At 47.4% G+C, this 16,557-nt stretch carries 5 protein-coding genes; 1 reads left to right on the forward strand and 4 read right to left on the reverse strand.

Annotation, left to right across the window (positions count from 1 at the left end; genetic code table 11):
* Positions 1-3: 3 nt before the first annotated feature.
* Positions 4-2,409: an endopeptidase La gene (gene lon, locus EPO18_RS17800; RefSeq protein WP_292435669.1), complete on the forward strand. Its 2,406-nt coding sequence runs from the start codon at positions 4-6 to the stop codon at positions 2,407-2,409.
* Positions 2,410-2,691: 282 nt separating this feature from the next.
* On the opposite strand, the gene EPO18_RS17805 is transcribed toward lon, so the two are convergent.
* The 4 genes from EPO18_RS17805 to EPO18_RS17820 form a co-directional block, all read right to left on the reverse strand.
* Positions 2,692-3,036 carry an exosortase system-associated protein, TIGR04073 family gene (locus EPO18_RS17805; RefSeq protein WP_292435671.1) on the reverse strand — a complete coding sequence of 115 codons (345 nt, stop codon included), beginning with the start codon at positions 3,034-3,036 and terminating at the stop codon, positions 2,692-2,694.
* 170 nt (positions 3,037-3,206) lie between these two features.
* Entirely contained in the window at positions 3,207-7,991 is a 4,785-nt protein-coding gene (locus EPO18_RS17810) for a type I polyketide synthase (RefSeq protein ID WP_292435672.1), read from the reverse strand.
* A 30-nt stretch (positions 7,992-8,021) separates the two neighbouring features.
* Positions 8,022-9,908, reverse strand: a complete 1,887-nt coding sequence (locus EPO18_RS17815) for an adenylate/guanylate cyclase domain-containing protein (RefSeq protein WP_292435674.1) — start codon at positions 9,906-9,908, stop codon at positions 8,022-8,024.
* Between the two features lie 28 nt (positions 9,909-9,936).
* Entirely contained in the window at positions 9,937-16,557 is a 6,621-nt protein-coding gene (locus EPO18_RS17820; RefSeq protein WP_292435676.1) for a type I polyketide synthase, read from the reverse strand.

Genomic DNA, 16,557 nt, shown 5'->3' on the forward strand with positions numbered 1-16,557 from the left:
CTTATGCACATCAAGGATCTGAAAAATGCACTGCTGGGATCGACGCCGGATACGGAAGAGTCCTCTTCAGAGTTAAAGCAAGAGGCTCTTTTACAGTCCCCACCTATTCCCAATGATGCACTTATTATTCTACCCATGCGCAGCACCGTACTGTTCCCGCAAAACGTTGCTCCGCTGGTGATAGGTCGTAAACCCTCTATTGCTGCTGTGCAACAGGCGGTACGTTCCGAGAAGCCGATCGGTTTGCTGATGCAGATGCGAGACAAAGTTGAAGAACCCAACCGCGATGATCTCTACACGGTCGGTACTGTGGCGGAAATTTTGCGTTACATCACCTCTCCTGACAGTACACATCATATTGTTTGTCAGGGGGTACAACGCTTTCGTGTGCAGGAGTTTTTACCGGGTTATCCGTTTCTTGTCGCTCGGGTTGAGCTGTACGAAGAGCCTGAACTACATACCAAAGATGTCGAAGCGCGAGTAATAACACTCAAACAAAAAGCGCTGGAAGTGCTGGCTCAATCAAAACAAGCGCCTGACGAGCTGATTAATGCGATTCAATCTATCGCTTCACCAGCAATGCTATCGGACCTCATTGCCAGTTATCTCATTTCAAAACCTGAAGATAAACAAGAGGTACTTACTCTATTTAATATTCAGGAACGCATCGACAAGATTCTGGAATTACTCAATTACCAATTCGAAGTGTTAAAAATTTCCAACAAAATTAGCGAACAAACCCAGGAAACCATGGGGCAGCGGCAGAGAGAGTTTGTTTTGCGGGAACAAATGAACGCTATCCGTAAAGAATTAGGCGAAGAAGAAGGCAGTACTGCCGAAATTGAAGAAATCAGCAACGCGATTAGCGCCGCTAAAATGCCTGAAGAAGTGGAAAAACAAGCGCGCAAGGAACTCGCGCGCTTACAGCACATGCCGGATGCCAGCGGCGAATATTCGATGATTCGGACTTATCTAGATTGGCTGACGGAACTACCCTGGTCGATCGCAAGCACCGGCGTTATCGACATAAAAAAAGCCAGGGAAATCCTTAATGAAGATCATTACGGCTTGGATAAAATCAAACAGCGAATATTGGAATTTTTGGCTGTGCGCAAGCTGAACCCGGATGGCAAGAGCCCTATCCTATGCTTTGTGGGACCTCCAGGAGTCGGAAAAACCTCATTAGGACGCAGTATAGCCCGTGCAACCGAGCGCGAGTTTGTGCGCGCCAGCTTGGGCGGCCTGCATGATGAAGCCGAGATTCGGGGGCATCGGCGCACTTACATCGGCGCATTGCCGGGCAACATTATCCAATCGATACGCAAGGCCGGCACCAATAATCCGGTATTTATGCTGGATGAAATGGACAAACTCGGCTCAGGGTTTCATGGCGATCCCTCATCTGCATTCCTGGAAGTATTGGATCCGGAACAGAATTCGACCTTTCGCGACAATTATTTAGCCGTACCGTTTGACCTGAGCCATGTCATGTTTATCGGGACTGCCAATGTACTGGACAGCATCCCCGCGCCTTTACGGGACCGAATGGAAGTAATTGAACTAACCGGTTATACCTCTGATGAAAAACTCCAGATTGCCAAACGCTATCTGGTACCCAAGCAGTTGGAAAATAACGGCTTAAAAGCTGAGCAATGTTCACTTACCGACAACGCCATACTGACCATTATTCAGGACTACACCCGCGAAGCCGGTTGCAGAAATTTGGAGCGTGAAATCGGCTCAGTATTTCGCCACGTCGCCATGCGCATTGCCGAAGATATTCCCGTTAATGAGCAGATCGACAGCGAACATATTCCGGGCATTCTGGGACCGAAAAGGTTTTACAGCGACGTAGCCATGCGCACCAGCGTTCCGGGCGTTGCTACAGGACTTGCCTGGACCCCGGTCGGCGGCGATATACTTTTTATTGAAGCCACCCGTCTGCCCGGCGAAGGCAAACTGATCCTTACCGGTCAGTTGGGCGAGGTCATGAAAGAAAGCGCCCAAGCCGCATTAAGCCTGGTGAAATCGCACGCTCATGAATTGAATTTAAACCCGGAAATATTCAAAAAAAGCGATATCCATGTCCACGTACCGGCAGGCGCCATCCCTAAAGACGGCCCCAGCGCTGGAGTTGCAATGTTTACCGCATTATTTTCCGCATTTTCCGAGCGCACCGTGCATAGCGATGTGGCAATGACCGGAGAAATCAGCCTGCGAGGATTAGTATTGCCGGTCGGCGGAATTAAAGAAAAAGTCATTGCTGCGGCCAGAGCGGGGCTAAAAACAGTCATGCTTCCGACACTCAACAAAAAAGACTTTGAAGAAATACCCGAAGCGGTCAGAAATCAACTCCGATTTATCTGGCTGGAAAAAGTAGATGATGCGTTAAAATATGCCGTGGAATGACCTGAACCTAAAAAATCAGTTAACCAAAGCGCTGTGAACTGATTCTTTAGGATCATTGGTTGCGCCGCTTATCAAATTCAAATCGAACTTCTTTCATGGATTAAGTAGGTTGCGCCTGTAATCGAGACCATTTCTGACAGCCATCAAAAAGTCAATGGCGTGTATTATGAGAGCGATACGATTTAGCCCTGCCGCCCCCAAAAAACTTAGGCAACTTATAAAATATTGCGCTTCGGCGTACTCATCAAGAACAATTGCTGTACTATCGATTTGAAATATCTCTTATTCAAAATAATCCCACGGATACTCGGGAGTTAAAATAGGCCGAAAACCCGATGGAACCGGAAAAGGAGCGGAAATAAATTCATAAACGCCAACCAGTTCACGGGTTACCGTCATCCCCAAACCGGTAGCAAGGCCGATAGGAAAACCTACAGCCCCCTTAGCCTGTGTTTCCTTAACAATATTACCCGGTATCTCAAGAAAACCGGTGGTCATTCCCGCCAATCCTCTGCCAAACTTCTGCGCCGATGTATGAGCAGCCGATGAGTGTGCATAAGCATTAGAAACAGAAAAAAATGTTAACGCCGTAAAAGCTGCCAATAAATAAAAGTGTGATTTTTTCATGTACTATTTTCCTTTATTTCTTTTAGATGAAAACCTTATCTTAACCTGCGATGTCGATATTAATAATTGATTTTTTGCTATTGTTGTAAATAAGAAAATCGGATAACAGTTTTCGTCACCCAGCATTTCGGCACTCCATTGCTAATCAAGATTTTTTTAGCAAACTATGATTATTCATCTTGTGTTTCAATAAGCAACCTCTCTAATTTTTCACTAATTAATTTATCTAATTCCTGCTCAGATAAGTTTTGTACTTCTGCCGAGGCATCCGGTTGATCTGGCTCAGGGGCTCCGGCTCGCTCCTCTGCCTTGCCATATTGTTGGACTAAATACCAACTGGCGTCAGCCACATTGGCATAATCGAACAACAAAGTCGCGGGTAAAGAACACGCCAAGCGATGCTCCAGGTTTTCACGCAATTCCACCACCGTGATTGAATCCAGGCCCATATCAAAAAATCCCTGATGACTATCGACTGGTTTATCCGCATCCAGGTATAACACTTGCTTTAGCGCCTGCTCCACCTGCGTTTTAGCAAACTGATAAGCATCTTCTTCATTCAACTCAGACATTTTTTGCACAAAATCGATAGCAGCCCGAGTATTAGCCAGTCCGGCAGTAGCTTCTGGTTCTACCCCATCCATTATCTGCCAAAATGATTTTGTCGCTGCCGAAGACTGCGCCTGCTTAAACACCGGCCAATTAATATCCATAATAATCTGTTGGCTGGCATTACCGGCAATGGCTTGCTCCAATAAGACCTGAGCAACTTCCGGTTTTATCGCCATAACGCCGCTGGATTGCATACGCTGTTGATCAACCCTATCCAAATTGGCCGCCATACCGACCTCAGCCCAAGCTCCCCAGTTAATCGTCAATGCCGGTAAATCCAATGCCTTACGGTATTGCGCCAAACCATCCATCGCCGCATTGGCAGCTGCATAGGCTGCTTGACCCATGGAACCCAACACGGAAGCGGCCGATGAAAATAGAACAAAAAAGTCCAGCTGTAAGTCTTTTGTCGCCTGATGCAACAGCCAAGCACCTTGCACTTTGGCCGACAACACTTGTTTAAATGACTCTGTATTCAGGTTTTCCAAACGACCATCCTGCAATACACCGGCTGCGTGGATCACACCTTTCAACCGGCCGCCTTGCTGTTCTATTTGAGCCATTACCGATGAAACCGCCTGACCATCGGCAATATCGGCTTGTAAACAACGCACATCGCCGCCTTGTTGACGCAATTGCTCTATTTTCCGCAACGCCTCCCCTTTAGCTATGCTACGTGACAGCAACCATACCCGCCCGGCATTATTAGCCACTAACCACTGCGCAACGACCAGCCCCAAACCGCCCAGCCCGCCGGTAATAACATAATCGCCTTGCTGATCTATTTTTACGTTTAATGCCTGAGATGGGCATTGCGTTAATCTAGCAATATAATTGCCTTCCGCCCTGATCGCAATTTGCTCGCCTGTTGGCTCTGCCGTAACAATATCGGCAAGCGTTTTAAGCTGCTCCGCGCCAGAACCGGACAGGTCAACTAAACCGGCAAATAACTCCGGCTGTTCCAACGCAATAACGCGGCCTATTCCCCAAGCCGCGGCACTTAACCAACCGCTCGCAGAATCGCTTTCGCTAACTGCCTGCGCATTTTCAGTGACCAGCCAAACCGGAACGCGGTTAGCTTGTTTTTTCAGCACCCGATAACAGACAGCTACATTATTTAAAGCTTGGCTGAGGGACTCTATGCCGTGTTCATTACGGCTCAAATCGCACAGGCTGAAATTAACACTCGCTCGCATCGACTCAAGGCATTCTGCCGGAATGTCTGCCAAACAACGCTGCCAGTCATCTTCACTTTCAAAGCGTAATTGATAATGCTGAGGCGATAGTTTTTGATACGTCGCGGCTGGCTCTATCAAAACGGCTGGAATATTGATTTCCGACCAATAGTTAAACAAGGCTTCAGCCCTGCCCTGTTGATCCGCTATCAATAGCCAAATCCCCTTAACCTTAGCTTTGGGCAGTTCATAGGCTTGCCAGCTTATTTGATAAGCGCACTGTTGCTGCGCTTCCTGATAATGTAATCGACTCAGACTTTGCAATATTTGCAGCGTTAGTTTTTGCTCTGCTTCATCCGGCGTTTTTCCTTGCCATAGCGACCGCAGCAAGCTCTCAGTCTCGCCTTCCGCTAATGCCTGCAAAATCTTTGAGCTGGCTTGGGCGATATTGTTTTGTTTTTTGTTACCGGCTTGATCAACCCAATAATATTGCCGTTGCCAAGGGTAAGTCGGCAATTTAATTTTTCCGGCTCCGCCGCTCAAAACCTGCCAATCCAAATCCAGACCGGCTTGATATAACTGCGCCAAAGCCTGATAAACTTCCATTCGGCTATCGCCCTTCCCTGTAAGGTTAGGAATGCACTGTTTTTTGGCAGTTTCATCAATCTGTTTAGCCAAACCCGAAAGCACCGGTTTGGCGCCAATTTCAAGCAGCATTTCCGCCCCCTTGCCAGCCAATTGTTGCATCGCCGGATAGAACTGCACCGGCTGACGGATATGCTTAACCCAGTAATCGGCCTGAGCCATTTCGTGACTAACAGTTTGACCGGTCAGCGTTGAAATAATAGCGATTTCGGGTGAATGATAAGTAACGGTGTTAGCTACATCGGCAAAAGCCTGTAATGCCGGCTGCATGGACGGAGAATGAAAGCCATGGGCGACATTCAATTGCGTATAAGACAAAGAAGCTTGATCCAAAGCGGCCATAACGCCTTTTAATCCGGTCCACAAGCCGGAAATGACAATACTTCTGGCCGTATTAATTACCGCAGTGCTAACTTGATCGGCAAACGGATTGATAAGCGGCTGTACTTTATCGACATCGGCAGACACAGCAATCATGCCGCCCGGTAGCGCATATTCATTGATGCAACGGCTACGGGCACAAATTAAATTTAGCGCGTCCTGCAACGAAAACACTCCGGCATGACAAGCCGCAGCGTATTCGCCAATGCTGTGCCCTAAAACAAAGTCCGCCTTAACGCCCCAGTTTTGCCATAACGCCAGCAATGCATATTGAAAGACAAAAATGGCGGGCTGCGCCTGGATTCTCAGCGCTTGCTCATCCAGCTCATCGCACAATAAAGCCTTAACGGAATAGCCTGCCTGCTCTGCGATAAGAGACTCACACTGATCGACAGCCGCGCGGAATACCGGTTCGGTCTGATATAAATCCCGGCCCATTTGGACATATTGGCTGCCTTGTCCTGTAAACAAAAACGCCAGTTTCGGCTTTTTCCATTCCGAACAAGATGCAAGATTATTCAGCAAACCAGGATCGAGTAACTGCTTGATCAGGCCTTCCGCATCATTTGCCACCACAGCCGCGCGGTAAGCAAAATGGCTGCGGCAAGTATTTGCGGTAAAGCAAAAGTCAGCGGCTTGGCTATTGGATAAATTCTTCAAAGCCTCGGCATATTGGCTGCACATCGCCTGTAAAGCCGCCTCTGTTTTTGCCGACACCGTCAATACAAAAGGCGCTTTGTCTTGCACCGGCTTAACCGCTTGCTCTGGTCCTTGTTGCAAAACCACATGCGCATTGGTGCCGCTCATACCGAATGAACTCACGCCCGCATAACGTTCTTCTGCGTTATTGGGCCAAGGGGTTAATTCAGTCGCCACCTTTAAATTAAACTGCTGCCACGGAATATAAGGATTGGGCTGAGTGAAGCCCAAACTGGCAGGAATCTGCCGATGCTTTAAAGTTAGCGCGGCTTTAATCATACTCACAATGCCCGCCGCCGCTTCAAGATGGCCGACATTGGTTTTTACCGAGCCGATATATAATGGATTATCCGCAGCCCGATCCTGGCTATAAACCATGCCCAAAGCTTCCGCCTCAATCGGATCGCCTAATACCGTGCCGGTACCATGCGCCTCGACAAAGCCCACCTGCCCGGCCTCAATTTTGGCCTGATTTAAAACCTGCTTGATCAGCTTTTGCTGAGCCAAACCGTTCGGAACCGTCAAGCCGCTACCGGGGCCGTCATGATTAACCCCACTAGCCCGGATAACCGCAATAATATCGTCGCCATCCGCTTGCGCATCGGACAGCCTTTTTAACACCAGCGCGCCGCAGCCTTCCCCACGGCCATAACCATCGGCGCCGGCATCGAAGGTTTTACTATGACCGTCCTCGGCCAACGCACCGACACGGGATAAAAACAGCGCCACATTCGGTGTCAACATTAACTGGACACCGGCCGCGATGGCTACCCTGGATTCGGCTTTACGCAAACTTTGGCAAGCTAAATGAACGGCCACTAATGAAGATGAACAGGCGGTATCGACCGAAAGACAAGGCCCTTGCCAACCCATTACATAAGAAACGCGTCCCGAAGCAAAACAAAACCCGTTGCCGCTGCCGTCATAGGTGTTAATGCGTTGATAATCGTCCGCATACAGTTGCAGCAGGCCATAGTCATTCTGGCCTATGCCCAAAAACATGCCGGTATCGCTGTCGCGTAGCGAGTCAGGGACAATATTGGCGTGTTCCAATGCCTGCCAGCAGACTTCCAGCAACAAGCGCTGTTGCGGGTCCATGCTCTTGGCTTCACGCGGCGAAATGCCAAAAAACTCGGGATCGAAATAACCCGGCCGGTCGATAAAGCCCGCTTTACGGGTATACATTTTTCCTGGTGCGCCGTGCTGCTCGCTGTACAAGCGATCCATGTCCCAACGATCATCGGGCACATCGACAATCCCATGTTCAGCCCTGCTTAATAACTGCCAAAACTGCTCCGGCGAATTAACGCCGCCCGGAAACCGGCAACCCATTCCGACAATCGCAATCGGCTCATTCGACTTGGCTTCCTGGTCGAGCAAACGCTGCTTCATCTTTGCCAAAGCAATTGAGGCGCGTTTTAATTGGTCTTCATTATCTGCCACGTATCTACCTATAATAAAACATAAAACGCATCATACGTCCGCGTCAGCGGGAACTGCATTCATAACGTTATTGGATATATTTTCAATTATTAAGCTTAAATAACGAGGCGGCTGATTAAAATGATCGTTAATTAATGCTGAAGCTGTTTGAAAATCTCCTGCCAAGTATAACTGTACAGCTTGATTGGCTATTTCAATTTCTGTTTTTTGCTGCTCAGATAAACTAAGTAAGTCATAGGTTCGATAAATAACTACGCTGGTTTCACGTCCCTTCACCAACGTTTTATCGATAATCCGGCAAAAATAGTCTGGCTCCAACTTCGCTACCGTTTGCTCGCTTACCAATAAACTCTCGTCATAGTATTTACATAATGATTCAATGCGCGAAGTTAAATTCACCGCATCGCCTATAGCTGTATATTCGGTTCTGTTTTCTGAACCGATATTACCGATTAATGCCTCGCCGGTATGAATTCCTATGCCGATTTTCGTTTGCGACATATGTTCCTGATTGAATTCTTCTAACCTAAGCAATATTTTATGAGCCGCATCGACTGCTTGTTTAGCACTGTTCTGCAACGGCTCAGGCGCTCCAAATAACGCTAGAAAACCATCACCCAAGTATTTATTAACATGCCCATGATGTTCGGTGATAATCGCTTCCATATTTGTAAAAAAACTATTCAAATAAACAACCACTAAGGAAGGGTCTTTATTCTCCGATAAACTTGCAAATCCTCTGATATCGCAAAACAAAATTGTAATTTCTTTTTTATCGCCGCCTAGTAACTTATTTCCAAGCAGCAGCTCAGTGACAATTTCATGCGGAATATACTTACCGAAAGCGCTACGAATGATCTCGCGTTCTTTTAAACCGCGAGCCATTTCGTTAAAGCTATAAGTCAAATATCCAAGCTCATCGCGGCTCTCTATCGTCATATGCTGATCGTAATGACCGGCACTAATCTTTTTGGCGCCAACAACCAGTTGCAGAATAGGTTTGGCTAACACCGAGCTAATTAAAATTAATGCCAAACCAAGTACAACCAAGGTAACAACCAGGCCAGCAATAAAAAAACCAATTAACTTATGTAGAGGGTGAAGTATTACCGACGGCGGTAAATGAAAAACCAGATACCAATCCGCTATAGAAACTCTAGCTATAACAATATGATCATCCAGGTTAAATATATTCAGATTTTTCTTGGAGTTGACGGCCTGTAAAAACACCTCTCTATCAGGCGTGTCTTTTATATTTGCTCCTGGTTTACTATTTTCGCCGACAATAAAATCACCATTACCAGAAACGAGGCGGACATTATTGAGCTCATTCAAAGTAAAATTATTTACAATGCTATCAATATTCTCGATGACTACATCCATTGCCAATACACCAATTAAACCGCCTTGATCGTAGACTGGGTGAGCAATGGTAACAACAATTTTAGAACTGGCTTCATCACGATAAGGGGGCGTAAATACGGGTGACTTACTTAAGACTGCCTGCAAATACCACTCTTTTTGCCTAGGATCATAAGTTTCCGGCGGAATCCAACCACTACCATCAACAAATTTGCCATTGGCAAACCCCATATAAATACTGAGTGCATCGTGTTTTTTCATAACCTCTTTAATAAGGCCTTCACTTACAACCTGATCAGGATTTTCCGATATAGTAGCTCCAATAATTTGAAGAAAGGACAGCTTAGATTCCAGCCACTTATCAACCTTAGTCGCCGCCAGTTCGACTTTAGCCTCGGATTTTTCTGTCATTTCCTGCATAAACAATTCGTATGTAAAGAAAAAAACCCCGGCACCTAAGATAATAAAAATCGTAAACGTGATCATTAATATCCATAACAGATATTTATTTCTTATTTTTTTAGTAAACAGCTGTTGATTATCGTTATTACTCATTTAGTTGATCACTTTTAGAAAGCTTAACTTATTCTTTATATAGAGACAGACAGTCACCATCCAAATCCAAAAACCTATCTATATCGGCCAATTGTTCTTCCAATGAAAAACCGGCTTCTTGGATGGTTATAGTGTTTGAATCCTGCTCTTTGTAATTTTGCGACGTAGCCACTGCTTTTACAATTTCAGGCTTTTTGCTTTTATTAATCAATACGTCTAATAAATGCTCCGATAATGCTGATACTGAGGGGTATTTAAAAGTTAACGTAGCATCCAGGGTAATATCTAACTCGCGCTGCAAACGGTTGCGTAATTCCATTGAGGTTAGCGAATCCATACCCAATTCAAAAAAGCCTCGCCTTGGGTCGATTTCTGTTGAAAGCCCTAATACTGATCCGGCCATCTGGCTGATGTGATTTAGCATTAGCTCTTGCTGCTGATCAGGGGTTTGTTGCAGGAGTGAGTATATTGATTCGGTTTGTTCGCTGTTTTTGGACACTTGGTTTGGCTGTGGGTTTAGCACGTTTTGAAAAAAGTTTTCGCTATTGCCTGCATCCTGACTGTTTACATAGAGGTTAAAATCGATGTCGACAATGGCCATATTGGCTTCATCAGAGCCTACGACGGTTTGCATTGCATTCAGTGCGGTTTCGGCTTGCATCGGCCTGACACCCATCACTTGCCACTGCCGCCGCCGTGTATCGTTTACTGCTGCGGCCATGCCGGTATCTTGCCATACGCCCCAGTTGATACTGTGCGCGGGCAGGTTTTTCTGTTGCCGGTAAGCGGCCAGCGCATCGATAAAAGTATTGGCGGCGACATAATTAGCTAAACCGCTGGCGGCTAATAAAGAAGCCGAGGACGAAAACAGCACGAAGTAATCCAGCTCCGCTTTAAGCTCTGTACCAAGCCGATGCAGATTCCATGAACCTTGTACTTTGGCCGGAAAGACCTTACTGAATATGCTCCAGTCATAGTCCTGCAATAAACAATCTGCAAACACCCCGGCACTATGAAAAATACCGGCCAAAGCTTGCCGGCCGTTACAGTACTTATCAACCGCTTGTTTAAGAGCCTGATAATCACTGATATCGACGGCATCCACATTGATATTAATTCCGTTGGCTTTGGCCTGTTCCAGCCATTGTCCAATCGATTCCGAAGGTGCAGTTCTAGCCAGCAATATTAAGTGTTTAGCGCCTTGCTCTATCAACCATTGCGTCACTTTAAAACCCATGCCGCCAAAAGCGCCGGTGACTAAATAAACGCCTTGATTCTTGATAGCTAACGGCTTGCTGTTATCAATCGCACAAGCTGCCAAGCGCGGCACAAAAAGCTGCTGATCCCGCACTGCGCCCTGTAACTCATTGGTTAAGCCCGTTTGGCTGAGTTGTTTTAGTACCGGGGCACTTAGCGCCGTCTCGACCTGAATATCCAACAGGCGGCAATGGAACTGCGGATACTCTTTGGCAACCACTCTGACCATACCCCACAATGCGGCCATCGCGGGTTGCAGTTGATCGCTTTTGCCAATTTGTTGAGCCCCTTGCGTTATCACGTTAAATGCTTGCAGCACTACATTCTGAGCGCCTAAAGCTTGCACCAAATGCAAGGTGCCTGCACAAAGCTGACCGAGCGTTTCTTCTACATCCTGGCTTTGGCTGGCCTCAGTTATTTTGGCATCCAGCGGCCAGCAATTCAGTACGGCGCGTTTAGCCGGTTCGGATTGCTCAAGCCAATGGCTAACCAACCGGTTAAAATCGTCTTTCTGCAATGGATCGACAGTCCATACGCCATCGTCGCTCTGAGTATAATTTTGACCGTAACTTACCAAAGTACAGGTATCGCCCTGCGCTGTTAAGTAAGCGGCTATGGTGTCAGCCAAGCCTAGCCGATCTTTTAAAACCAGCCAGTCAATGGCTTTGGCGGTATTAACAGGCTGAGTCAAAATCACGCTTTGCCGACATAAGCGTTCGGTTGCATCCAGTTTTGCAGTGATTAAGGCGGGATGATTAAATCCTGTCCGGGTTAATAGCTGCTGCCAGCCTTTTTCATCCAGTAATGGATAATTTTGGTATATGCGATGATCGGTGAACGCCCACCAGCCGTCAGTCAGGCCAAAGATCAAATCAACCCATAACTGCGGTTTTAAGCCTTCCAACAGCATTAACACGCCGTTGGCTGATAGCAACTGATGCACATGAGCCAATGTTTTATTCAAGTCTGCGGTGGCATGAATCACATTGGCAGCAATCACCAAATCAAAATCATGTTCGGCAAAGCCTTGTATGTTTGGGTTTTGGCTGATGTCCAATGTTTGGTATATGAGCTGGTCGTAATCGGCAAAATTCGTTTCCGCCTGACTAAAAAATGCAGCGGACAAATCGGTATAGGCATATTCAAAATCAACCGTTTCAGCCAATAGCGGTAAAACATGCCGCGTGGTACCGCCAGTACCGGCACCGATTTCCAATACTTTTAATTTCCGGCCTTTAGGCACTAAAGCCAACCAGCCTTTTAATGCCTGGACTGCACTGCTATTCAGGAGCTTAAAACCTTCCGCTTGGCTGTATAAAGTCGCTGCGGATATATCGCTGTTTTCAGGGAACAGTAGCGGCAGAAAATCGGCCTTTCCGGTTAATACCCCCGCTAAAGCCTGTCCGCATTGATTTAGCAATTGCATCTCGATGCTGCTGTCAATCGCGCTGTGCTGAGGATTAACCGCCAACGGCTTCACCAGCCGCCATTGCTCTTGTTGCTTGGTTAAGTAGTCAGCTTCGGTTAAGGCTGTTAAACAGCGGTCTAGCAGTTTTGTGTAACGCGGCAATACGCCTAATTGCTGTTGGCATTGCTGTAAATTAAAAGACTGATCAAGCTGATAGGGAAAAGCCAAATCCAGCAAAGCTTGCATCACATGATTTAGAGCCTGGCTTTCCAGAACCGGCAAATATTCAATATCCGTATTGCCCTGGTTTTGCCAGTATTGCTCCGGTGTTTGTGCAATATGCTCCAACCAAGCGGCAGTTTTGGCAGAATCGATATCGTCCGATAATAAGCCCAAAGACTGCCATTGTGTTTTATAAAAAAGACTGTCCGGTTTGCTCAGCTCTATCTTCTTTAAACACATCCCTTTTATTTGAACGATAGGCAAAGCGCCCTCGCCCAAAATATCAATATCGAAAACCGGTTGATCCGTATCGCAGCCCTCTCTCAAGGCCGCATAAGCATGAATGTCGCCTTGGCCCATAGCGCGATAGAAAGACAATGACTCCAAGCCCATTTGCACATAAGTCGCTTTATCTTGCTGCGGCAACAAACTGCCCGTCACTTGAAAGCAGGCATCCAGCATCGGAGGATACAGGTAATAGGCGCCCTCTTTTACCGTTTTGATCTTGCCTTGCACCTGTCCGTCTTGCGCCGACAAACTTTCCAATAACCGATAGCACGATCCAAAGTCGATACCACGCTCGGCCATTATTTGATAAAACTCATCAACGCTTAAGGCTTTATTCAAAGGCGATGTATTCAATAGCGGTTGAGCCGGTTCTGTCGACGCTTTAATCCGGGCATTAAAATGACATTGCCAAACGGATGTATCCGATAAAGGCCGTGCAAAAATAGCGCAATCGTAACCGTCTGCAAGCGCTGTTAAGATCAATTGCAGTTGCACTTCTTGATCGCTGTCCAGCATCAAAGGAGCGGGGTAGCTGACCTGCGTTATTTGGCAAGCTGTACCGCCAAAAGCGGCTATTGCCATTTCCAGGTAATGCGCGGCCGGAACCAGTATCTTGCCGCGATAGCGGTGATCCTGATGAAAAGCCGGACTCTCGGCATTCAACAGTGCGGTAAAAACCTGCTTACCGGCCTCGCCCGCGAGTTCAAGCTTGCTGTGTAATAAAGGATGCAATGACGCGATTTGCTCTGGCAATGCTGTCCTGGTGCTACGCTTAAACCAGTATTTTTTCCGTGTAAAAGGATAGCCCGGCAAGTTTAAATACCGGCCTTTAAAGCTTTGGTAATAGTTCGGCCAATTTATATTCAGGCCCATTTGATAAAGCGCAGAAATAGTATGCAACAACTCGGCTCCGCTATCCTGGCCGTTGATTGAACTGACCGCCTGAATCGTATCGCCAGCATATTCGCGTTGCAGTAGTTTAGTCAGTACATTTTGCGGCCCGATTTCCAAGGCCAAATTCACTTCCTGAGTTTGTAGTTCCGCCAAGGCCTGGGTAAACAAAACCGGCTTGCTAATCTGATCAACCCAATAATCTGCGCCGGCAATTTCATTGCCGATCAGCTTGCCGGTTTTAGTCGAAATAATGTTTTTTGTAGGAGCTTGATAGTTAATGCTCTGGGCGATGGCCGCGAAGTCTTCCAACATCGGGGCCATTAACGGCGAATGAAAAGCCCTATCGACTTTCAATTCCACATAAGCCAGCCCTTGTTGATCCAGGTAGGCGCCAAACCGGGTTAATTCATTCGTAGACCCGGACACAACCGTATTGGTTTTGCCGTTATAGCCGGCAATGCACAACTGGCTGGCGCTTGCCTGCAATGCTTGATTAACTTTTTCGGCACTGGCTAACACAGCCATCATTCCGGCCGGTTCGGTCAGGGACGTCATTAACCGGCCACGATGGCTAACCAACTTTAAACCATCTTCAAAACTGAATACGCCAGCCAAACAGGCGGTAGCATATTCGCCGACGCTATGACCGATAAAGCACTCAACTTCAAGCCCCAAGGCGAACCAGGTTTCGGCTAGCGCAACTTGAAAACAATATAAGGCAGGCTGGGCATATTGCGTTGCCAATAACTGTTTTGCGCCCTGCTCGGTAAATAAAAGCTCTTTTAACGAAACGCCCAGTTGTTGTTTAAACGCCGGCTCGCACTGGTCAAGCTTTTCGGCTAACAATGGCAAGTAAGCGGCAAAATCATTCAGCGCGCCGTTAAAAGCGCCCTGTCCGGTAAACAACATCGCAATACGCTTTTCCTGAATAGCCGCGCCGTCTTTTATGTTCCGCAAGCTGTTAATTGCCTCAGCTACGGTCGCGCAAGAAAAAGCGGTTCGGTATTGGAAATGATCCCGCCCGGCATTGGCCGCATAACAAAAATCAGCCAAATCGGTATTCGGATAAGCTATTAAATAATCGCTATAAGACTGTACTAAATGCTGCAATTCATGCTGGTCATTTGCCGATACGGTTAACAGCTGATGCGATTGTTTGCAGCTTAAATAAGACTGATCCTGCTCGGGCGCTTGAGCCACCAGAACATGGGCATTCGTGCCTCCGAAACCGAAAGAACTGATTCCGGCAATACGTTGCTGACCGGGCTCTGCCTGCCAATCGCTCAGTTGCTGATTGACCTTCAAATTCATTGCCGGCCAATCAACATGCCGGTTAGGCCTGTGAAAATGCAATTGCTTGGGTATTTTGCGATGTTGCAGCATTAAAACGGTTTTGATAAAACCGGCAATGCCGGCCGCGCCTTCCAAATGGCCTATACTGCTTTTGACAGAACCGATAGTTAACGGCGTTTGCCGCCGGCTGCCGTAAACTGCCTGCAATGCTTCAATTTCAATCGGATCGCCCAGGCTGGTTCCGGTACCGTGCGCTTCAACATAACTGACTTGATCGGCTTTAAGCCCAGCTGCCTGCAAAGCCTCGACCAATACCTGACGCTGCGCGCTGCCGTTGGGTGCGGTTAAGCCGCTGCTGCGCCCATCCTGATTGGTTGCCGAGCCTTTAATTACGGCCAAGATATTGTCGCCGTCGCGTAGCGCATCGGACAATTTCTTTAATACAACGACGCCGCAGCCTTCGCCGCGCACATAGCCGTCGGCGCTGTCATCGAAGGTTTTGCAGCGCCCTTCCGGCGACAACATTCCCGCACGAGAAAAATTAATGCTGAACTCGGGCGACAGCAAGGAATTGACGCCACTGGCTAAAGCCAGCTCGCATTCCCCTGCGCGTAAACTTTGGCAGGCCAAATGTATGGATACTAAGGACGAGGAACAGGCCGTATCGACCGCAATGGCCGGGCCTTGCGTGCCCAGATAAAAAGCCAACCGGCCGACAGCGGTACTATGCGCGGTGCCGGAAGCCATATAACTGTCAATTTCGGTATAAGCCCGGCTTGCCAGCAGATGGTAATAATCGTTGTTGCAAATACCGGCAAACAATCCGGTTTGGCTGCTCATTAACGAGGACGGTAGAATCCCTGCATGTTCCAATGCGCGCCAATGATTTTCCAGCAGCATGCGTTGCTGCGGATCTAAGCTGTCCGCTTCGCGCGGGGAGATAAAAAAGAACTCGGCGGCAAATTGATCGATGTCGTTAAGATAGCCGCCTTGGGTACTGATTATTTTGCCGGCGGCATCGGGATCGGGATTATAAAATCGCTTGCTCAAACGAGCTTCCGGCGCTTCCTTGACCGCATCGACTTCATTAACCAGCACTTGCCAAAATGCATCGAGATCCTGAGCGCCATCCTGACCTGTCGGAAACTGACAGGCCATGCCGATGACAGCGATTTCTTCGAGTGCTTTGCTTTGTTCCAGTTCAGCAATTTTCGCTTTGAGTTTGCGAATTTCAAGTAACGAGTTTTTTACTAATTGCTGGTAATCAATTGCTTCGTTATTAGCCAT

It is taken from the genome of Methylobacter sp. (assembly GCF_004322395.1).
Taxonomy (GTDB): Bacteria; Pseudomonadota; Gammaproteobacteria; order Methylococcales; family Methylomonadaceae; genus Methylobacter_A.

Bases quoted from the DNA above. Each gene is read 5' to 3' on its own strand.
- lon (WP_292435669.1), top strand. From the start codon at position 4: ATGCACATCAAGGATCTGAAAAATGCACTGCTGGGATCGACGCCGGAT.
- EPO18_RS17805 (WP_292435671.1), bottom strand. From the start codon at position 3,036: ATGAAAAAATCACACTTTTATTTATTGGCAGCTTTTACGGCGTTAACA.
- EPO18_RS17815 (WP_292435674.1), bottom strand. From the start codon at position 9,908: ATGAGTAATAACGATAATCAACAGCTGTTTACTAAAAAAATAAGAAAT.
- EPO18_RS17820 (WP_292435676.1), bottom strand. From the start codon at position 16,557: ATGGCTAATAACGAAGCAATTGATTACCAGCAATTAGTAAAAAACTCG.